Here is a 17,694-nt window from a genome sequence, read left to right as displayed (position 1 = left end):
ACGATCTACCAGCTCTTTAAAACCAGCCACGCCGAGACGCTTGATTTCATCTGCGCCTAGCATTTTTATCAGGTTATTTTGTATAGCTCCGCGCTGTTCGTCTAATGACTTCTGCGCCAGCTTTTTAGCCAGTTTTCGGGCTGCGTGATCTTTATCTTGTTTACGCCGGCGTTCAAAAGCTGCCTGCCGATGTAATAATTTTGCGCGCCGGCGGGCCTCACTGATCGTTAACTCTTCTTGTTCGGCCAATGACAGGCCCCGCTTTTCAAAGCCGAGCTGTTGCTGCTGCGCCCTCTCGTATTCCGCACGGTTAATGCCGCACATATCCAAAAATAGAGGGGTGATCTCTATCAATTTAGGGATCCACGTTCCCGCCGTCTTATCCCATACTTTTTCGCACCTCAAAACGCCAAATTGTTCTAGGGTAATGATTGCGCGGCTGGCGCGGGTAATTGACTCATTACCTGCTTTTGACTTTGTGGCCAGGCCGCACTGGTGCGCTAGTAGCTCTATGCTAGCTCCCTTAACAATGCCCGTAACAATATTAAGATGATGGGCAATGCCAAGAACTACAGCCTGTATAGCTCGAGCGCGATGCAGGTTGAAATGCCGTTGACGATAGATCGGCTTGAGTGTTGCAGGGTCAATCGGCCACAGGGCGCGGAACCCTTCCCAATAGCAAACCTTGCGTTTAGCGGCATAGTTAACCAGCTTTCGAATAAATGCGGGACGTTGGCCATGATGGGCTGGCGCTTCAAAGGTCGGGTAGGGGTTATGTACATAACTCATAGTACGCCCACCTTGATCGCATTTTTTGCAGCCAACTGAGCAAGTGCAAATTCATTCGGATTGACGCCGCACATATCAATAAATAAGGGCGTTATCTCTATACGTTTTTGTGCCCGCGCCCCTTCTCTACCGCGTTCCTTTTCGCATTTGAGTAACCCATATTGCTCCAGCGTGACGATGGCACGGCTAGCGCGGGTTATAGCACCAGGCTTTGTGGATAAGCCACATTGTTGCGCTAGTTGCTCAACGCTTACCCGCGCTATGCCGGTGATCACATCCAAATGATAAATAATACCCAGGGTAATCGCTTGGATTGCCTGCGCACGATGTGAGTTAAAGAACCGATGGCGGGGGATAGGCTTATGCGTGGCCGGATCTATCGGCTGAATACCGTAGAACCCCACCCACAACCAAACTTTTCGGTTAGAGGCAGAATCAAACAGTTTTCGAACGAAATCAGGCCGCTCCTCATGAGACTGAGGAGGCACAAAGACAGGTGTAGGATTGCTAACGTATTTTGTAAACATGAACACGGAATCTCGGCGCATTGCGCTTGCTTTTGCCGGTATCCACGTCTATTATCGGAGTTGTCGAGGCGTCCGATAGATTTTTTCTTGTGGATTCCGGCAGAACCCCCGCAGTTACCAGCTGCGGGGGTTTTGCTTTTGTATCTCCCGGTAAACATCGCCGAGAGGCCTTTAATTCAGTTTGTGGCGTAAAACCACACTTTGGGGCCACGAACAGACTCTAGCACACCTTTCCGAGCTTCGCATTAGATCTCGCGGCGGTCGAGCGCTTATTGTTCGTAATCCGATCTGGATCCCTAAAGGATCCTCATACTGCTTTTTGATTCTACTCGTAACCCTCTGTACGTCAAACGAAAACGCAAAAGCGCCTCAATTTGCCGATCTTTTCGGCTCCCAGGCATCACTTTTATGATCGTCATCGCCGATCAATAGCGATTTATCGATCGGCCATAACCATTTGCAACTCACCGACAATACACTCAACCTTAATATGGTTTTCATATGGAGGTGTCTCATGTCTGCGTGCAACATGACGTTTTGCAGAACGTGCGGGTTATGGATAGCAGAAACCACCAGTTGGGCTAACGCCGAGCCGGGCTACTGTAAGAAGTGCAAACCAGCATCAATTTTAAAACGGACAGTAACAAGAATCGGAAAATTTATCCGTGCGGTGTTTATTGGAAATGTAAAAAAATAGAATTGCCACCAGCACCAGGGAATACTAAAAGAGGCGGTTAATTCCGCCTCTTTTTTTTAATTAGTGCGCTAGTATATACACAATTAAGAATGCAGCAGCGACAACAGCCAAGCGAAACCAGAGCGGAAACTCTGTCTTTTCACCCTCTTTTTTAGCCTTTCCATCTGATAATTTCGTTGAATAAGAAAGGCCAGATCCGGGTATCCCTACCGTTCCATTGACGCCACGCTTACCAATGTTTAAGGAGGCTCCGCGCGGGCCTACAGATGTGCTGATTCCTTTCTTTCCTATGTTAATATAAATGCCTGGAGCTATGCGTATGCGCTTTCTAAAACGAATTGCCATGAATACCACCTCCTTGTTTTAATTTAGGAAGAAGTATAACACGGGACTTATTCTCGCTCTATAAAGCTATGGGACCGATGGGACCATATCCCCAAACGTATATTTAACGCTTACCCCCCACGCTACCCCCTCTTTGTAATCTTCTAAAACTCCGGAAACAACATCCATTAATTTAATGGGGGCGCCAACAATGGCCAATATCATGACAGAATGCTGGCGCCAGACTCCACCGACCTTTTTACTTGTTGTCCCGACACTTAGCGTATACTGCAAAGGGATCCCGGAACTGTCACAGGGTATTTTTCCCAGCGTGATATCAACAATGACCGCACCATTAGCCGTGCTTGGTACTCGGCTAAGCATGAGCGTGTTTTTTACTCTCCAAATGCCGCCCGTTTCACTAAACGCGTTATCCTTAGTGAAGTCAGGCCCCGCGCCGGTACTCACATACGTGCCGGTAATACCCACGCAAGGGGCCTTATAACGGTCTAACATAAGTCCCGCGTCACTCTTACTTAGCAAATTATTTGCGCTGGGATCTAACTTGATATCACCAGGCGCCCCCCCATCGAGTAAATCAACGATATCTTGTATTGTCGCCGCCTCAGTCACCCCTTCATTAACAACGGGAACTAAAGCAGTGAGGTTTAATTTATCAGTAGGTGGCAGCTTGGATATTGACAATGATAATTCACTATCTTGAATATTTCGGCTACCTGATTTTAATTGTTGAGCAGAACGGACAAGCCTTAACTTTTCCATCATTTTACCTTACTTGAATAGCGTTAATAATATCCAATCCCATCGGATTTTTTTTCTTTCTTCTCAGCTTTCGCTTTGCTCTCTGCAGGCGGTTTAATATCAGTGACCAGGTTAAACGCCATCGCCAGGCCTGAGCTGCTCAAAGAGAACGCCAGGGACTCGATTAACCAGGTGCGATCCTCCTCCTCACCAAATCCCGCCGTTGTTATCCGACTTTCGGCAGTCAACGGCACATACTGCGGCCGGCCCGGCCCGCTTAGCGTCATTCGCCTTTCGTTCCGGTTGGCCTGCGTCATTTTTGACTTGGCGCTGCTGTCCGCCTGGGCCTTGCTCGGCTGCGTGAAAGGGTTGGCCTGGTCGGGTCCGTCATGCTCCAGCGATTGGGTTTTCGTTCGACCATCAGCGGGATCGTAATAGGCAACACTCACCTTGCCCTTTTTGCCTTTACCGTCTGCCGTCTTCGCCGGCTTTCCCGTTGTGGCCCCACGCTGGCCATCTGAATAGCTCCACGAGGATAGCGCCTCCCGGGTTATCGTGACGTTACTGAGTGCGCCACCGCTGGCGGTAGTGGCTTCCCCCTGCTCCAGAAACAACCAATAACCGCCGGCGGCCTTGCTTACCGCGTTATGTGCACGCGCAAGCCGGGTCATCAGCGCCGCGTCGGACTCTCTCACCTGGTCAATATGTTCTATCGCGATGTCGGCCAGCTGCGCGGCTATCTTGGGAATGAGGCCGTTATCGGTGGCCACCGTTTTCACGATGTCCCCCAGCGTCACGCCGTCCCAGCTGCGGCTTTTCTGGCTCTGCACATTGCCTGGCTGTTTTTGCGCGTTCATTGGGGCCGATGTGGCGTAAAGCTGGATCTTGCGCGGTGGCCCGCTACTGGCGCGGCCAGACACCACGAACCAGCCCTTATCGACCAGTTGGCCATTAAAGCCCAGGGCAACGCTCAGGCGCGCACCTTTTGAGGGAAGTTTTAGCGTTTCAGACAGTAGGGTAATTTGCAGCTCGTCAGTTTTGCCCGTGGCGCCGCCGTTGTCCGTTAAGCTGATATCCACCAGGTTTTCACGAATGATCGCGGTTATATCCTGCCCCTCCGCAATAATGCGGAATTCTGGCCGAAATTCGGCCGGCTGTTTTTGTTGCATCAATTAATCCCATAGCTGGATCGGTGATTCGGGCGTTGGCGTCTCTATGTCCGGCAGGGTGATGATTAACCCTGCCGGATAAACAGCCCCCAGTGCCGCCAGTTCGCGATTAGCGTCTAAAACCGTTACAACGGTCTGCGAAAGGTTCTCCGCGCCGTAGTGGGCCGCACAGACGGCATCCAGTACGTCACCCTCACGGGTTAGATAATTCGTCGGCATAGTGTTTTATCGTGATCGAGTAGGTTTTCTTGCGAGGAGCGCCGCCAGGCAAAAACGCCGGCGTCGTGTCGGTAAAATCGGTAATAACCCACCAGCCCAACACATCACCGGCGCTGCTCACCAGTTGCTGAGGCTCGGCCTTGTCGGCCAGGTCATAAAGCGTATCAATGCTGGCCACACCGTTTCGAAACTGGGAATGCGCCTCCCCGTCCATTTTGACCGTCCGGGCGGATTTCCCTGTGTACTGCAGCAAGTCCTGTTTGCCGATCCGCTCCTGCTCACTCCAGCGCCAACGGGCTTCCCGCGTCAACTGGTTATAGGTCGTCGTGTCGATAGAAAACTCAAAGGTGCCGAGCATCATCATAATGCTGGCGCTGTCCGCCGGCCGCCGTGCATCATAGGCGCCCGTGATCGTGCCAATAATGTCCACCATTACCAGGCCTCCGCTGGGTCATGCATCGCATTGTTGCCGTTGAATACATCCATATTTTTCATTGACGACACCGCGCTATCCGCCACCGCTTGCGCATCCTGGCCAGGTTGAGCGATCACCGTCATATTGACCTCTTGCCGGCGATTGTCTGTCATCGCCGGCTTGTCGCCAGCGGCGCCCTGATTGGTCAGTGACGACAGGAAAGAAAAGGCCCCTTCTAACGGATCATCACCTTTGTCAGTTTCCCCGATAGCGGCCAGCATCCGATCGTCGGCCTTATCCCAATACGCACCAGGACTCATAATCCGCTCACTGGACAATGAATATTGCGCATCGCTGTAAATGCCCTGCAGTGCCTTCTGCTTCTCCGGGTCCTTCAAAATGGACTCCAGCCAGGCAGACTGTCCCCGCGTTTGGGCAAAATCACGCGCTCCCTCGATATCCCCTTTGCCGAGAGAGCGCACAATGGCTTTTTTGTCGCTCTGCTCATCGGGCAACAGCCAGGCTAATTTTCTGGCGATGGCCAGAAACAGCTTTGTAACCGTCATTATCCCGTTGGCGAACTCCACCAGGTTCGGGATCCATTTGTTCCTGATCGTGGTGGAGATAATTTCTATGCCGCCATTTTTGAACCAGGCGGAAAGTTCATTGGCAAGCTGTGTCACCTTGGGCGCCAACGAGCCGCCCAGCTTGCCGGCGATTTCCTCCACGGCCGATCCCCATACGCTGCGCAGATTGCTGAAAGCAACATTGCCGCGAATGGCCCCATCAGCGCCCTCCTTCGTGACCAGGTTGTAACGCTTCTGCTGATCCATCATCTCCTTGTAACTTTTGCCGGTCAGGCGCATGTACGTCAGGATTTTATTGGCCTCGCCCCCCATCAGCATATCGACCGCGGACGCCGCCTCCTGCTCGTCTTTGTGCGTTAGGGCGCGCTCCATGATTTTTTCAAACTGCTGCTCATTGGTCAGGCCGGCAAAATCGCCGGCGCCAAATTTCAGCATCTTGAAAGCATCGTTAAGCGAGGATTGCTCCCCGGTCGCCTTGTATTCGCCGGCCTTGTTTTTTAGCTCCTCCAGGAGGTCCCCAAAGTTCTCCCCATTCAGCCCCATCTGTTTCCCGAAACTGTCCCAGGCGTTATACGTCTCGATGCCCACGCCGTAGGTTCTCGCCTTGCCGACCGATTCAGCGGTCCGGGCGTTCATATTTACCGGGGAAAGTATGGCGCCGGCCGCTGCCGCCAGCGCTCCGCCGCCGAGGGTCATCCCGATCCCCGCTTTCAACGTTCGGCCGGCCGCCGTTTTAGCACCAGACCCAAAGCGGCGCAGCCGTTCGGCGCGCTGCAGGTCACGATTTAAAGCCACCTGCGCGGCATCCGCTTTTTTTATCTCGCGCGTAACGCCGGCATAGTCCCGTTTTAAACCGGCAATATCCTTGCCGGCTAATTTGGCCTGCTTCATCTCTAAAGCCAGGGCCTTCTGTTGTTTGGTCAGCTTCTCAGACTGTTTTTCGACAGAACTCAGCCCCTTTTTCAGACCGTCCGTAGACCGGCCCCAGGAGGAGTCGATATTGCCGCCGAAACTGATAACGGCCTTTAATTTTTGGCTAAGTCCGGCCACGATTGATTATCTCCACTTCAAGCACCAGAAAATCACTAAACACGCTGAAAGGCATGTTCAGCCAGTCGCCTAGCGTGTAATGCAGCCGGCGCCCCAGCAGCCTTAGGCCTCGCTGGATGTCGATTTCTCCCGCTTTTCGGGCGGTAGCAAAAAATCGTTAAACATATCCTCCAACTGGGAGAAGTCCGCCGAGGTTAGGTTCTCTACGTCTCTTACGTTCATATCGCAAAGGTTGGCGATCATGGCCACCTCATTCTCCAGGTCATTCCCTTTCATCCGGGAGAACTCGATACGGTCCCGCACCAGCGGCTCCCGCATGAAAACACGGGTAAGTGCGCTGCCGTCTTCGAGGGTCAGCGGGGAATAGAAAGTGATCTCTTGTTTGTGCGCGGGGTAACTCATAAATTGCTCCAATAAAATAGCGGCCCGGGGGCCGCTTGATAACGAGGATGATTAAGGATTAAAGGCGGATTTTGGCGGCAATGCCGCGCAACTGATCCACGCCATTCACACGGCGAATAAAGCGCTCCGTGTCGATTTCGAACAGCTCGCGGCCTTCAAACGTTTGTTTGTAGTAATTGATCGCGATTTCGACCGTGGTCGCCTTTTCTGACAACGCCTGGTTATCCCGGGCGTCAGGCGTAATTTTCGAAACAAATCCCTCTATCTCGTCAATCGCCCCCAGTGCGCGGCCGTTGCTGAGATAGCCCTCATAGGCCGCAAAGCGATTGCGATTGCCCGTCACAAAACCAAAACGGGTCAGCATATCCGTATCGATGCCGTAAAACTTGATCTGGCAGATTAGCGCCTCCATCCCGTCATCCATCGGCGTGGGGGCATCCTGCGCGCCGGTGCGCAGGTCTGTTTTGACGATCGACAGCTCCGGCGGCGTGTACTCATGCGCGCCCTGGATACGAAAACCGCCGGCAAAAAATGTCCAGGCTCTTACCGTTGCTTTATCGCTCATACTGTCCCCAGCTCCTCTACTGCATATTGGTTGTTAATGCGAACCCGCATCGTGATCCGTTCTGTCGGTGATTTCGGACCAAAGTCATAATCGATATAGACCTCACCGGCCGCCAGGGTTTCGGCGGTGTTCAGCTCCTCATCCAGCCAGGCCCGGCCGCCAAAAATAGCTTTGAGCTTGGTCAGCGTGCGCATATAGGAGTTAATCGTGCCCAGGATGTCATCGATGTTCTCCAGGTCGAGCGGCCGATCGACGTACAGCAAGGCCGTCTCCTGGATGCTGTCCTCGATAACGTCTGCAGTACGGCGCACTGATTCAAACTGCCATTGCGGATCCTGGATACAAAGGCGGTTCCCCCAATGCCGAAAGCCATCACGGCGGATAATGGTCGTGACGTTTTCCATGTTCAATAAATTGGCCTGGCAGTTACGATCGCCGAGGATAAACTCGTCCACTTGTTCAACGCCGAGGATGTTCGCGATCGCCTGATTGGACTTGCTCCACCACCAGCCCTTTTCTAAATCAATCCGCGCGCGCAGGCCTGCAGCCGATGCGGAGTAAGGGCGAAAGGTGATTTCACCGTTGGCTTTCACTTTCGAGACGCGCGGGCGTAACAGCTCCACCCGGGCACCATACATTTGGCGACGGGTCACAACCTCCTGAGCCGTGGCCATCGACTCGCAATCAACATAGGCCACCGCGCGCAATTTGTTTGCGGCCGTTTCCAGCGCCTTCCCGATCGCATCGTCTTCACTGAAACCCGGCGCAATCAAAATGCGCGGCCGGTAACGGGTGACAGATTCGCTTAATGACCAGGCCCCCATAGCGGCGATCAGACTGGCCCGCACGTCGGGATCCACCGCAAATTTCTGCTCTGTGAGCAATTTCGCCCCGCCTTCGGTCGTTAACTTCACGCCCTTTTCCGTACTGAGCACGGCAGCGGCTTTACCTTCCGCTTTATCCGCCGCACGCACGACGATAATTAGCGCGTTCGTTTGGTCGGTGATGTCCGTGATCGCCTCGCCCAGCGTGCCGCCGGCGCCGAGGGCGCTTAGTTGGGTGCCGCCAATCACGGCCACCGGCGTATTCAGCGGAAACGGCTCATCGGTCCCGCCGGCTAACAGGGCCGTGAATGGCGCCACAATCCCCGGTGCCGTGGTTTCAACGGCAATGATTTTGCTATCGGCCACGGCTTTCACCGCTGCAGCCACCTCGGCCGCGGTCGCTGTTATCACGCCCTCAGTATCTGCGCCCAGGATGATCGACAGCACCCCGGCCGCATAACTGGCCGAGGTTTTCGCCTCTGCAGCGCCGGCGACTGCCTTAACACTGTACTGATTGCCCAGGCGCCCCGGCGCTGAGGCGTTAAACGTCAGTTCATTATCCAGTAACGGGGTGCCCGTGGTCCGGCTTGCTACCGTCCCTTTAGACGCATTTGGCGCCGTCCCCACCAGCCCGATAATCGCGGTCTGAATGGTTGTCACGGCTACCGAGCCGATATTCAGCTCTATTGTTTCCACACCATGTAAATCTGCCATTGTTATCTCCAGGCATAAAAAAACCGCCGGCGGCGGTCAGGGGGTTGTTTATCAGGCTGGCAACGCGGGCCAGGGGATATCGGGGGCCTGGCTGATATCGACGCGGCTTAACAGCACGCGGTATTTTTTCCAGTTGGCCAGGCGTTGTTCATCGCCTTCCTCGCTAATCCCCGTCTCTGCAGCGTCGTTAAGCAATTCAATCTGCCGATCTGCCTGCTGCCGCAACAGCTGCAGGGTTTGCGCGGCTTGCTCTACTGCAGCCCGCTGTTGGGCGGCGGTATCTGTTACCCACTGCTCACCGTCCCACTGGTCCCAGGGGGTTGCTGGCGCCGTAAATGTGCAGTCAGGAGGCAAGATGAAATAGGTGTCGGGCACTACCTGGGGGCTACCGTCTGCGGTGTAATAGGTCTGCCCTGATCGGTCTTCAATTTGCTGCCAAGCGTCGCCCGTATGCAAAACAGCATGGCCAGGCTCTGCCGCTGGCGGCGCATCAGTTACAGCCCATTCTGGAAACGCGGCCAGCTCCATCATGACAAACTGATTTCCACGCTGATCCCAATATTTCGCGCCTCGCACGTCCGGCACATACTCCCAGCGAGCGCCATCCCATACACCCGCCTGGCCCGTCTTCGGATTGCACTTTAACGGGGTGCAATTAGCCGGCAAACCTGTATGCGGTGCCACGTAAAAATTGAGGGAGCCGGTAAAAATGCCGGCATCGTCAAAGCGGTAAACCCATACCCAGCGGGGAATATCCGAAAACTCAAAGCTCTCTGTCATGCCAGCCTCACAATGTAGTTAAATGCGATGTTATCAACGGTGTTTTTCGCAGCGCCGAACGCGTCAATGCGTAAACCGTGGCCGTGCCACCCTAACGGGATGTTGTGTTTATGCGGTGGAACACCTTCAATCAGTCCGTAATCAGTAAACCCGCGATCCTGGTCAATGGAGTGACGGCTACTGGATCCCCCGTCTAATGCCGTATTGGATGGATAAGAACGCAGTTTCGGGCTATATCCCCCGCTTTCTGTTGTTTCTGGTGAACCCAAGTCAGCACCGGCCACTTCACCGCCGTGGCCGTGACTCTTAACCTCACCATCAGCCAACGATAACGGGACGCGATCATCCGGTTTCCCCAAAATAGTCCGGCCTCGCATGTCGGGGAAAACACCCGACGGGTACGCCTGCGCCGTGCGCGGATAGGCGTTTTTATCAAAAGCCTGCCCCAGCATTAATGCATGGCCAGGCGGCGGGGAATCACCCGAAAACGGCAGCGGCACAATCGGTTGCTGTTCTTCTATTGCAAACGTCCCGGCTTTACTTCTTAGGCCTCCGGTTTGGGTATCAAACTCCCAAATACACTCCATCCCGCTATCACCGATAGCATGGATGACAGGATGCGCGTGCATATCCGTTCCTGGCATAAGGTAGCCAAAGCTGACGGCCGTCGGCCACCCTTTGCCTTTTCGAGTGCCTCGCCCTTTAACGAGGGGGATATAAGTGCTTCCTGGCGTTACAGACCAGTGATAATCAGGTGAATAAAATGGGGCGTGGTTATCTAATTGCTCCTTGTACATGCCTGCGCCGGCCGGTATGCCGTTAGTGCCGTTTGCCTGGAACATTGGGGCGCCCAGATCGCCCGTCGCCGTGTCGCCCTTTCTGAAAAGATAACGGGCGTCCGCTTCTTCAATCGTCAATACCGATACATTCGGATCAATCTCCAGCACCACGCTTTCAGCGTGTACCAGCGGCATGGCAAAGCTAATCACCAGCTCTTTTACGATGGAGTCGTTTTGCTCCGGTAAATAGCTGTCGGGATAGGCGCCATAGGCAATCAGAACGCCGGCGCTACTCATCAGCCCGAACTCACGGACTACTTCCCCTGGATATTCACGGGCGTTTATGACTGCCTGGCCGGCAATCATGCCGCTACCCGAATCCCCCTGCGTAAAGGGCACATCCCCAAATTTATTAACCAGCTTGGTTACTGCAGGGTCAGGGGTCACAGAGGCCCCGCCACCATCACCAAACGCGACGATCGGGATAGTGACCACCTCACCGGCCTGATAAGCCGTCTCTATCGCCTCGGCGCCGACGGCGGTTAAAATTAATCCTGAGGCCATTATTTTTTCTCCACTTCAATCACTGCAGCCGTCGAATAATCGTTAGGGTCCCACGGCGAAACGCTGCCGGTTGTCGCAGAGGTTAACCGCACAAACCGACTGAAATTTGAGGGACTCCCCGGGGAAGCAGTAACCCAGCGGGCTTCCTCCGAGGTTGAACCCATCCAAAACTTGCGCCAGCCGTAGGCTGCCATGTTTCCCCACTCCCCCCACAGATGCCCCATTTCGCGGACCTTCGTTCCGCCGGCTTGCGGCCAACGAATTAAATCCTCAACCAGGCACATTCTGCCGCCCTGTTTTTCAATAAACGCGGGCATCTCAGACTGGCTAAGCTGAATATCTGCCGGCGTGGGAACAAGGTAACGAACAGGGTTGATTGCGTGGCTGATCGAGCGGTTACGAGCATCTGTCCCCGTGATAGCGACTGCCCCGGGACCGGTGATTGTTACCGTTCCGTCACTGGCCACCGTCGCCGGGCCTGTTACGTGCCAGGTGATCGCGCCAAAGTTGCCTTGCGTTACCAGCGTGTAAACAGCCCCATCAAACGACGACGTAGGCGCAAACTCCGACGTCATCCAGCCGTTGATATGTACGCCGATAAACTCAAACACAGGGATGATTGAGAATGACTCAGATGCAATCATGTAGCCGGCTAAAATCGCCTTACCGTCCAGGCTGCCTTTAAACGACACATCGAACCAGGAGCGCAGGTTTTTACCTTTCATTACCGCGCTTTTCAGGTCCTGCACGTCCGTTAACGTGATCGGCCGGTCGTCCTGGGTCACATCGAGAGAGAACGTGTAAGGCTCTCCCCGGGGCGTTTTTTCGAACCACTCGACTACATCGCTAGCGAACGGTGAAGAGGATAACGACATTTCGATCGCCGCCCGGGTCCCCCTGTGTCGATGGATATACGCCGCCCGGGCGATTGCCGCCCGTTTCTCCGCCTCTGTCCAATCCGTGTTCCAGGTATCCACGCTGTACTCCCACGCCAGCCACGGCAGCAGCTCAACAGGGCACAACGCCGGATTTTTCACTATCCGGATCAGGTCAGGGATAGAGAGCACCTCCTCAATTGTCGCCTGCTCCAGGGCGCGCTCTGCCGGGATGGCATTGGGCGGGAGGAGGGTTTTAAATTTATTCGGCATTAATGATCACCTTACGCAGCGTCACTTTTGAGCATCGCGGCGCCTGCCCCATTGCCATGCTGATATCTGCAGCGGGTGAAGTGAGTTTTACCGTCACTATTCCGGCTTGATGCAATGCGCGGTCAATGGCCGAGCACGACACCAGCCGGCCGAGACGGTTAACAATGGCCAGGTACTTGGCCAGCTCATCCTCTGCCGCTTTCATCACCGTGTCAGTGTCCGGGCCGTAGGGGATTTGGATATCTGCAATGACTTCAAAATCCACCATTTCCGCCGGCTTCACCGTGACAAAATCGGTCAGCGGCCGGACCTCTTTTTTATTGACCGCTTCGGCAACCTTTTTCAGCACCTCCGCCGACGGGATCCCCCCATTGGTCCGGGACAGCACATAGAGATACACCTCTCCAAGCAGTTGATGATCTTCGGGGCCGTATGCCCGAACATCTAAAACGTCAGGGTCTGCAGACGCGGCAAAAAAGGTGTAGGTGTTTTCGGCGCCGGCGGTACTTAACCGGGACCATGCCAGTTGTATCCGGGTTCTAAACGCCTCGTCGTCTTCATAGACTGGTGCCACTGGCGGGACGGCGTTCGGGTCGCCCGGTGTTATCAGCAAGCGCAACACATCAAAATTAGCGCCCAACTGATCCAGGTCGTTCCCTTGGGCGCTGGCCAACAGCACCGCACGAATAGAGTCATTCATGCCCTGGCGGATCAGTGTTGAGTGATACGCCAGGACCTCCCCTTGTTTAAACACCGGGTCAGACTCCAGCAAGGCATCATAATCCGGGTCCAGCTCGCGGAGTCGCGCCAGCCAGCCGGCAAAAATCAGCGCGGGGTCAGGGACTTTCACCGCGTCAGGAACGGGCAATTCTGAAAGGTTAATCGTCGCGGAATTGGTCGCCATTTATCGTTAACTCCTCCAAAGTGATCGGGTAGCCCGTTTCTGTGTTGATGCCGTAAATCGTCAAATCAAATTGCCCGGTGCCGGCAAACTGGACCGCCACCGTTTTCACCTGCAGACGCGGCTCCCACTTCGCCAGGGCGCTGGCCGTGGCGGCGATGATATGCACCCGCGTGCTTTCGTCCTGGGGGTTGTCCACCAGGTCCAGTAAATCGCTGCCGTAATCCCGGACCAGAACGCGGCTACCGATCGGCGTGGTCAGGATGTCAAAGACGGACTGGCGCAAGTGAGGCGTATCCGCCAGGCGTTTACCGTTGGCTGCATTAACTCCCTGCATAGTGCCCCCATAAAAAAACCCGCCGGAGCGGGTTACATTTCGTTGTTCGGTTTGTCGGTGTTCCCGCCATGCGGATCGGGATGTGTGTGGGTGTTGAAAATTTCCCGGATCCGGTCCAGAGAGCTTTTGCCGTCGGAGATTTTCCCTGTGGCGGACAGGTCCCCGGTGACTGCAGTATCCGCCTGCAGCTCCGTTTTCCCTTTCACCGTCAGCGTGTCCGTTATTTCTACCGGCCCGCGTAACGTCCCTTTACCGATAATTTCATAGGTGCCGCCCTCCGGCAGTGCCAGCGTAAAGGCGTGGTCTTCGCGGTTGTAGCGAAACTCGCCGCCGTCGCTGTATCGGGTGATGTGCTCCGCGTCGCTGCCTTCTGGCGCCGGCATGACGCCCGTATTACCACCGGGAAGCACCCGCCCGTTATTCAGTTCCCCGGCCTCAGATAACACGGTCACAGGGTCCCCAACTGCGCAGGGGTTGGACTCCGTGCGATTTGCGCCTGAAAATCCCATACACAGAGGAAGCCAGGCTGTGATGATGTCGCCCAGTTCGACGCGGCAGGCCGGTTGCTGGCCATGCCGTACAGAATGAATAACCCCCCGGCGGACCATATTGGCAACCCGGCGCTGCAGGTCTGATAACGCGTCATCACTCATCGCCGGCGCCCTCTTTTTTCTCGTAGATCAGCCGATAGTCGTCAATGTGCGCGCTGCCGATATTCGGAGCCTTGCCCAAAAATACCTTTTTCAGTGGGCCTGCTTTCGATTCAAACGGATCTTCACCCATCGCGGCCACCTGGGTGAAGGTGATCCGCCAGACAATGTAATCATCCAGCGCCAAATCAAAATCATCAGGGCCAGCTCTGACAAACTCCGCCGGCTCCAGCCCTTCAAGCCCAAACGTTTTACCCTCTATCCATTGGCTAAGGTCAGCTGCAGCCGTGCGAATATATATCTGAGGTTTTGAAATGTCGGCCGTCGCTGAGCGGTCCACAACAACAAAGAGATCGTGCTCAAATTCAACGCGCAACTGACCATCAGAGCCGGGGGAGTTCTCCCAGCCGGCGATAGACAAATACACCGCCGGCGTTTCCAACTGCGTGACTACCTCCGGGTAATCATCAGCGTTGACTACCCACGCAATTTCGCGCAGCGCAGACAATATCGCATCGTGATAGCTGGCCATTAAAATCGGTGTTGGCATACGTCCCTCACACGTTAATCCGCATCTTCACGCGGCCTTTTAAATCCATTTCAAAGTGATGGAAGAAAATCCGCGCAACGTCTGAAAAGGCGTTGTCCTCGATGTAGTCCAGCATCGGGGCGTAAATATCGACCTCCGCCTCTTTCGCGCGGCGGGTCTGCGGGTCGCGAATTAATACCGTTCGCCGACCGGCACGCGTTCGGCCCACCTCGCCATCAGGGAAGTTTTTAGCCGTCAGCAATTCGCCTTTAGGCTCAAAACCGACCTCTGCCGAGGCCCTACGCCTGGCGGCAATAAATCGCCCTGTCTGGGGGGCCCTGCGGTCATGGTGCGGACGGATCCGACCTTTAACTCGGCCTTTGAGATCCTTAACCTTGATTGCATTCAGACCAAACCACAATTTCCCCTCATCCAGCTGCGCGCCACGGGTTAAGCGAAACGACAACAGACGCTTACGAATAAGGGATAAGTTACGGGGCGCTATGCCGGCTTTCATATCCCCAACAACGCGTTTTTTTAGCGTTGTCATGGTGCGATTTAAGGCCCTGCTATACGCGCGCATGTATTGCGTATGGTTGGCGCCGGCAGAAATTGCGATCCGCTGCAGTACCTGCAGATCGATATCAAAGGGTAAATCTCGCCTTAACCTGCTTGCGCGGGCCATATCATTTACTCCATTTGTCGATCGCCGGCGCGGGCTTCCCTGGCACTCCGCGCGCCAATGTAACAACACAGGTTCCTGTGTCGTCCGGGCCGACCTTCACCACCCAAAAGGACTCTGCGCCAATCTCCACCCGATCTTTCGGTTTCAGGCCTGCAATCAGCGCCGTTTTAACAAATAGCCGAGGGGCGACGTCCTGAACCGTTGCGGCGCCATAAGGCAGGGAAGTATCAGCGGCAGGCTCATCGAAAACGGCACGGACAGGCGTCGGCGCACCATTGATAGACACCACCATTTCCCGCCCCATCACCTCAATAATTCGGCTGTCAGCATCGAAAAGGGCCTCATCAAAAAGGTTATCGAACCCATCCATGCCGCCCCCTTAAAGCTCTGTCGCGTGGCCAGCGTCTTCCAGCTCGTCCACGTCCGAGGCCAGAACGCGGACCGTATCGCCGGCATACGCCATTTTCACCGGTTGATTTCGCGTTTCATGCAATGCGTTGATATGCAACGTCGTCAGCACGCGAACCGGTACCCACTCGATTTCGCCTTCTGATTTTGGCGCCATTGGCTGGCGTTGTTCGGTGGTCGTCTGCAGCAACGGACCGGAACCAGACGCCCCACCGGTGCCACCGTCGGTACCGTCGCCGTCTTCCTCCAGAGCCTCGATTTCCTCTTCGGCTTCGCGGATCCGCAGTTGCAAAACTGCGATAGTTCCTTCCGTGCTCAGTTCACGGCCCAGCACCTTGCCCAACTCGCCCAGCTTGGTGATCAAATCGTCTTTAGCAGCCATTGTGTTCTCTCTCTAAAACAGGGGAAAAGGGGCCGTAGCCCCTACAGGATGGGTTAAGCGACTTTCACCACCACGAATTCATTAGCATCAGCCAATAGCATCAGCGGCGCGGTTTGCGTCATGGTGTATTCGCGCGCCGGATCGCCCGTTTGAATCCAGTTTTTTGGATAACGGCGGGCCTTGGTAATGCCTTCGTTCAGCGCCTCAACATCCTGAATAGCGCCATAGGTTCGGATGCCCCGCGCCTCGTTATTACCCATCACAAAGGTGTTTTCAGGCATGTAGTTGGTTTTTTTCTGGGTCTTAGGGTCGATATACTGGCCAACGTAAACCACGATGGCCACATCGCCATACATGCCCTTAACCGACACCGCTTTACCCAAATCCTTCAACGCGGTTTCCAGGTAAGCCACAGATCCCCGGCGGGTATCGAGCTTTTTCTGCACAGCTTTGAAAGACTGGAAGAGGGACCAGGCTTTTGGGTCCATCACAACCAGATTGACAATCCCGGACGCATTGAGCGCGTACTCCTCCAGATCTCCGGTCGGGTCGTAGGTTTCCTTGTCCTGGGTAGACCAGCGACCGGCGCCAGCCTGCGTGATGTTGTTGGCCGGGTCGCGCTGCAGGTCTACTTCGACCTCTTCGAACGCTTCGCCGGTCATGATGTATTTGCCACTGATCACAGCATCGACAGCCTGTTTTTCTTCAACCTGGGCGATAGCCAATTCTTCATCTTTCAGGTTCTGCAGGATGATGCGATTACGACGATAAGCGGGGTCTTTCAACTGCTCCGGATCTTCATCTGGCAGACGACGCAGCACCATTTGCGGGTTAACTTCGTGCTTTGGCTTAACGTAACCCGGCTTAAATTGCGTGGTCAGGCCGCCACGCGAACGCAGCACTTTACCCTCAACCGTTGGAGAGATATAAACCGCCATTGCGACCTCTCCGGGGATCTTGGCCAGGTCTACGGTTTCAGTATCAAATTCGTAGCTTTCACGGTAGAAAACACGCAGAAACAGCGGGTCAAACTTGAATTTTGTCTCTGTGACGGCGATCAATTTGCTCGTCGAGTACATGGATTGGGACATGAGTTTTCCTCATAAAAAAACCGCGCCAGGCGCGGTTATAAAGTGGTGATCGGGAGCTATTAGTTAACGCTGATAGCCGAGCCAACAAAGGCGTTAAATTTCAGTTCATCAGTGGCCGCTGCTTCTGGCCATTGCACATCCTCAACCCGGAATGTACCGGATTTGTAGTACGTGATTTTCGGTTGAGGGCCATCGATGGCCAGCGCCAAAATAGCAACGGCCGTCCCGGCTTTTGCCCCATCCCATGCCACCAGCTTGTTAGTGTCTTCTTTCAACATTAGCGGGGTGAGTGCCGGCGTTGCCGCAGTAAGGCCACTAATGCCGATCGCAGTATGTGCCGCATCGCTGCCACCAAGGGGCTGAATATGCTTAAACTCTTCTTGATTTACCATTCTG

The 17,694-nt window shown here is 54.7% G+C and carries 23 protein-coding genes; all 23 read right to left on the bottom strand.

The annotated features are described in order from the left end of the window. A partial coding sequence (repA, locus tag ACJ8QF_RS24285; RefSeq protein ID WP_442537964.1) for a plasmid replication initiator RepA occupies positions 1-789 on the bottom strand: 789 nt, incomplete at its 3' end. Then, positions 786-1,316, bottom strand: a complete 531-nt coding sequence (gene repA, locus ACJ8QF_RS24280; protein WP_442537963.1) for a plasmid replication initiator RepA — start codon at positions 1,314-1,316, stop codon at positions 786-788. The genes repA (ACJ8QF_RS24285) and repA (ACJ8QF_RS24280), both read right to left, overlap by 4 nt. A 757-nt stretch (positions 1,317-2,073) precedes the next feature. Beyond that, positions 2,074-2,358, bottom strand: coding sequence for a DUF4236 domain-containing protein (locus ACJ8QF_RS24275; protein ID WP_442537962.1), 285 nt, complete (start codon positions 2,356-2,358; stop codon positions 2,074-2,076). Positions 2,359-2,424: 66 nt separating this feature from the next. Beyond that, positions 2,425-3,123, bottom strand: a complete 699-nt coding sequence (locus ACJ8QF_RS24270; protein ID WP_442537961.1) for a hypothetical protein — start codon at positions 3,121-3,123, stop codon at positions 2,425-2,427. 20 nt (positions 3,124-3,143) lie between these two features. Beyond that, the gene (locus ACJ8QF_RS24265; RefSeq protein WP_442537960.1) at positions 3,144-4,268 is read right to left on the bottom strand and encodes a contractile injection system protein, VgrG/Pvc8 family; all 1,125 of its coding nucleotides are present in this window, start codon (positions 4,266-4,268) and stop codon (positions 3,144-3,146) included. A 3-nt stretch (positions 4,269-4,271) separates the two neighbouring features. Further along, a complete protein-coding gene (locus ACJ8QF_RS24260; protein WP_442537959.1) occupies positions 4,272-4,487 on the bottom strand; it encodes a tail protein X in 216 nt (71 codons plus the stop codon). Continuing rightward, positions 4,462-4,920: a phage tail protein gene (locus ACJ8QF_RS24255; RefSeq protein WP_122078824.1), complete on the bottom strand. Its 459-nt coding sequence runs from the start codon at positions 4,918-4,920 to the stop codon at positions 4,462-4,464. The genes ACJ8QF_RS24260 and ACJ8QF_RS24255 overlap by 26 nt, the downstream gene beginning before the upstream one ends. Next, positions 4,920-6,539: a hypothetical protein gene (locus ACJ8QF_RS24250; protein WP_442537958.1), complete on the bottom strand. Its 1,620-nt coding sequence runs from the start codon at positions 6,537-6,539 to the stop codon at positions 4,920-4,922. The genes ACJ8QF_RS24255 and ACJ8QF_RS24250 overlap by 1 nt, the downstream gene beginning before the upstream one ends. Before the next feature lie 102 nt (positions 6,540-6,641). Further along, positions 6,642-6,941 (bottom strand): phage tail assembly protein, encoded by a 300-nt coding sequence (locus tag ACJ8QF_RS24245; protein WP_442537957.1) that lies wholly within the window; start codon positions 6,939-6,941, stop codon positions 6,642-6,644. Positions 6,942-6,999: 58 nt separating this feature from the next. After that, positions 7,000-7,506, bottom strand: a complete 507-nt coding sequence (locus ACJ8QF_RS24240; protein WP_442537956.1) for a phage major tail tube protein — start codon at positions 7,504-7,506, stop codon at positions 7,000-7,002. Continuing rightward, positions 7,503-9,044: a phage tail sheath C-terminal domain-containing protein gene (locus ACJ8QF_RS24235; RefSeq protein ID WP_442537955.1), complete on the bottom strand. Its 1,542-nt coding sequence runs from the start codon at positions 9,042-9,044 to the stop codon at positions 7,503-7,505. The genes ACJ8QF_RS24240 and ACJ8QF_RS24235 overlap by 4 nt, the downstream gene beginning before the upstream one ends. Before the next feature lie 51 nt (positions 9,045-9,095). Continuing rightward, entirely contained in the window at positions 9,096-9,824 is a 729-nt protein-coding gene (locus ACJ8QF_RS24230) for a tail fiber assembly protein (RefSeq protein WP_442537954.1), read from the bottom strand. Then, on the bottom strand, positions 9,821-11,167 hold the full coding sequence (locus tag ACJ8QF_RS24225; RefSeq protein ID WP_442537953.1) for a phage tail-collar fiber domain-containing protein: 1,347 nt from the start codon (positions 11,165-11,167) through the stop codon (positions 9,821-9,823). Before ACJ8QF_RS24225 ends, ACJ8QF_RS24230 begins: the two co-directional genes overlap by 4 nt. Next, on the bottom strand, positions 11,167-12,315 hold the full coding sequence (locus tag ACJ8QF_RS24220; RefSeq protein WP_442537952.1) for a phage tail protein I: 1,149 nt from the start codon (positions 12,313-12,315) through the stop codon (positions 11,167-11,169). The genes ACJ8QF_RS24225 and ACJ8QF_RS24220 overlap by 1 nt, the downstream gene beginning before the upstream one ends. Then, on the bottom strand, positions 12,305-13,219 hold the full coding sequence (locus ACJ8QF_RS24215; protein ID WP_122078359.1) for a baseplate assembly protein: 915 nt from the start codon (positions 13,217-13,219) through the stop codon (positions 12,305-12,307). Before ACJ8QF_RS24215 ends, ACJ8QF_RS24220 begins: the two co-directional genes overlap by 11 nt. Continuing rightward, positions 13,194-13,553 carry a GPW/gp25 family protein gene (locus tag ACJ8QF_RS24210; RefSeq protein WP_017892542.1) on the bottom strand — a complete coding sequence of 120 codons (360 nt, stop codon included), beginning with the start codon at positions 13,551-13,553 and terminating at the stop codon, positions 13,194-13,196. Before ACJ8QF_RS24210 ends, ACJ8QF_RS24215 begins: the two co-directional genes overlap by 26 nt. A gap of 32 nt (positions 13,554-13,585) precedes the next feature. Continuing rightward, a complete protein-coding gene (locus tag ACJ8QF_RS24205; RefSeq protein WP_442537951.1) occupies positions 13,586-14,206 on the bottom strand; it encodes a phage baseplate assembly protein V in 621 nt (206 codons plus the stop codon). Further along, positions 14,199-14,753 (bottom strand): hypothetical protein, encoded by a 555-nt coding sequence (locus tag ACJ8QF_RS24200; RefSeq protein ID WP_411227369.1) that lies wholly within the window; start codon positions 14,751-14,753, stop codon positions 14,199-14,201. The genes ACJ8QF_RS24205 and ACJ8QF_RS24200 overlap by 8 nt, the downstream gene beginning before the upstream one ends. A gap of 7 nt (positions 14,754-14,760) precedes the next feature. Further along, positions 14,761-15,417, bottom strand: coding sequence for a hypothetical protein (locus tag ACJ8QF_RS24195; RefSeq protein WP_427690254.1), 657 nt, complete (start codon positions 15,415-15,417; stop codon positions 14,761-14,763). Between the two features lies 1 nt (position 15,418). Continuing rightward, positions 15,419-15,787, bottom strand: coding sequence for a head-tail joining protein (locus ACJ8QF_RS24190; protein WP_122078795.1), 369 nt, complete (start codon positions 15,785-15,787; stop codon positions 15,419-15,421). Between the two features lie 9 nt (positions 15,788-15,796). Continuing rightward, the gene (gene gpFI, locus ACJ8QF_RS24185) at positions 15,797-16,207 is read right to left on the bottom strand and encodes a DNA-packaging protein FI (protein WP_442537950.1); all 411 of its coding nucleotides are present in this window, start codon (positions 16,205-16,207) and stop codon (positions 15,797-15,799) included. 53 nt (positions 16,208-16,260) lie between these two features. Then, entirely contained in the window at positions 16,261-17,298 is a 1,038-nt protein-coding gene (locus ACJ8QF_RS24180; RefSeq protein ID WP_197813968.1) for a major capsid protein, read from the bottom strand. A gap of 59 nt (positions 17,299-17,357) precedes the next feature. Further along, entirely contained in the window at positions 17,358-17,690 is a 333-nt protein-coding gene (locus ACJ8QF_RS24175; protein ID WP_442537949.1) for a head decoration protein, read from the bottom strand. Positions 17,691-17,694 lie beyond the last annotated feature (4 nt).

The organism is Serratia sp. CY81684 (genome assembly GCF_052166595.1).
GTDB lineage: Bacteria > Pseudomonadota > Gammaproteobacteria > Enterobacterales > Enterobacteriaceae > Serratia > Serratia nematodiphila.
Note: the sequence above shows the minus strand (reverse complement) of the source record. Positions and strands in the feature narration are given on the sequence as shown.

What these genes read in the sequence shown, in the direction of transcription:
- repA (WP_442537963.1), bottom strand. Translation starts at nt 1,316, where the DNA reads ATGTTTACAAAATACGTTAGCAATCCTACACCTGTCTTTGTGCCTCCT.
- ACJ8QF_RS24275 (WP_442537962.1), bottom strand. Translation starts at nt 2,358, where the DNA reads ATGGCAATTCGTTTTAGAAAGCGCATACGCATAGCTCCAGGCATTTAT.
- ACJ8QF_RS24270 (WP_442537961.1), bottom strand. Translation starts at nt 3,123, where the DNA reads ATGATGGAAAAGTTAAGGCTTGTCCGTTCTGCTCAACAATTAAAATCA.
- ACJ8QF_RS24265 (WP_442537960.1), bottom strand. Translation starts at nt 4,268, where the DNA reads ATGCAACAAAAACAGCCGGCCGAATTTCGGCCAGAATTCCGCATTATT.
- ACJ8QF_RS24260 (WP_442537959.1), bottom strand. Translation starts at nt 4,487, where the DNA reads ATGCCGACGAATTATCTAACCCGTGAGGGTGACGTACTGGATGCCGTC.
- ACJ8QF_RS24255 (WP_122078824.1), bottom strand. Translation starts at nt 4,920, where the DNA reads ATGGTGGACATTATTGGCACGATCACGGGCGCCTATGATGCACGGCGG.
- ACJ8QF_RS24245 (WP_442537957.1), bottom strand. Translation starts at nt 6,941, where the DNA reads ATGAGTTACCCCGCGCACAAACAAGAGATCACTTTCTATTCCCCGCTG.
- ACJ8QF_RS24240 (WP_442537956.1), bottom strand. Translation starts at nt 7,506, where the DNA reads ATGAGCGATAAAGCAACGGTAAGAGCCTGGACATTTTTTGCCGGCGGT.
- ACJ8QF_RS24235 (WP_442537955.1), bottom strand. Translation starts at nt 9,044, where the DNA reads ATGGCAGATTTACATGGTGTGGAAACAATAGAGCTGAATATCGGCTCG.
- ACJ8QF_RS24230 (WP_442537954.1), bottom strand. Translation starts at nt 9,824, where the DNA reads ATGACAGAGAGCTTTGAGTTTTCGGATATTCCCCGCTGGGTATGGGTT.
- ACJ8QF_RS24225 (WP_442537953.1), bottom strand. Translation starts at nt 11,167, where the DNA reads ATGGCCTCAGGATTAATTTTAACCGCCGTCGGCGCCGAGGCGATAGAG.
- ACJ8QF_RS24220 (WP_442537952.1), bottom strand. Translation starts at nt 12,315, where the DNA reads ATGCCGAATAAATTTAAAACCCTCCTCCCGCCCAATGCCATCCCGGCA.
- ACJ8QF_RS24215 (WP_122078359.1), bottom strand. Translation starts at nt 13,219, where the DNA reads ATGGCGACCAATTCCGCGACGATTAACCTTTCAGAATTGCCCGTTCCT.
- ACJ8QF_RS24210 (WP_017892542.1), bottom strand. Translation starts at nt 13,553, where the DNA reads ATGCAGGGAGTTAATGCAGCCAACGGTAAACGCCTGGCGGATACGCCT.
- ACJ8QF_RS24205 (WP_442537951.1), bottom strand. Translation starts at nt 14,206, where the DNA reads ATGAGTGATGACGCGTTATCAGACCTGCAGCGCCGGGTTGCCAATATG.
- ACJ8QF_RS24200 (WP_411227369.1), bottom strand. Translation starts at nt 14,753, where the DNA reads ATGCCAACACCGATTTTAATGGCCAGCTATCACGATGCGATATTGTCT.
- ACJ8QF_RS24195 (WP_427690254.1), bottom strand. Translation starts at nt 15,417, where the DNA reads ATGGCCCGCGCAAGCAGGTTAAGGCGAGATTTACCCTTTGATATCGAT.
- ACJ8QF_RS24190 (WP_122078795.1), bottom strand. Translation starts at nt 15,787, where the DNA reads ATGGATGGGTTCGATAACCTTTTTGATGAGGCCCTTTTCGATGCTGAC.
- gpFI (WP_442537950.1), bottom strand. Translation starts at nt 16,207, where the DNA reads ATGGCTGCTAAAGACGATTTGATCACCAAGCTGGGCGAGTTGGGCAAG.
- ACJ8QF_RS24180 (WP_197813968.1), bottom strand. Translation starts at nt 17,298, where the DNA reads ATGTCCCAATCCATGTACTCGACGAGCAAATTGATCGCCGTCACAGAG.
- ACJ8QF_RS24175 (WP_442537949.1), bottom strand. Translation starts at nt 17,690, where the DNA reads ATGGTAAATCAAGAAGAGTTTAAGCATATTCAGCCCCTTGGTGGCAGC.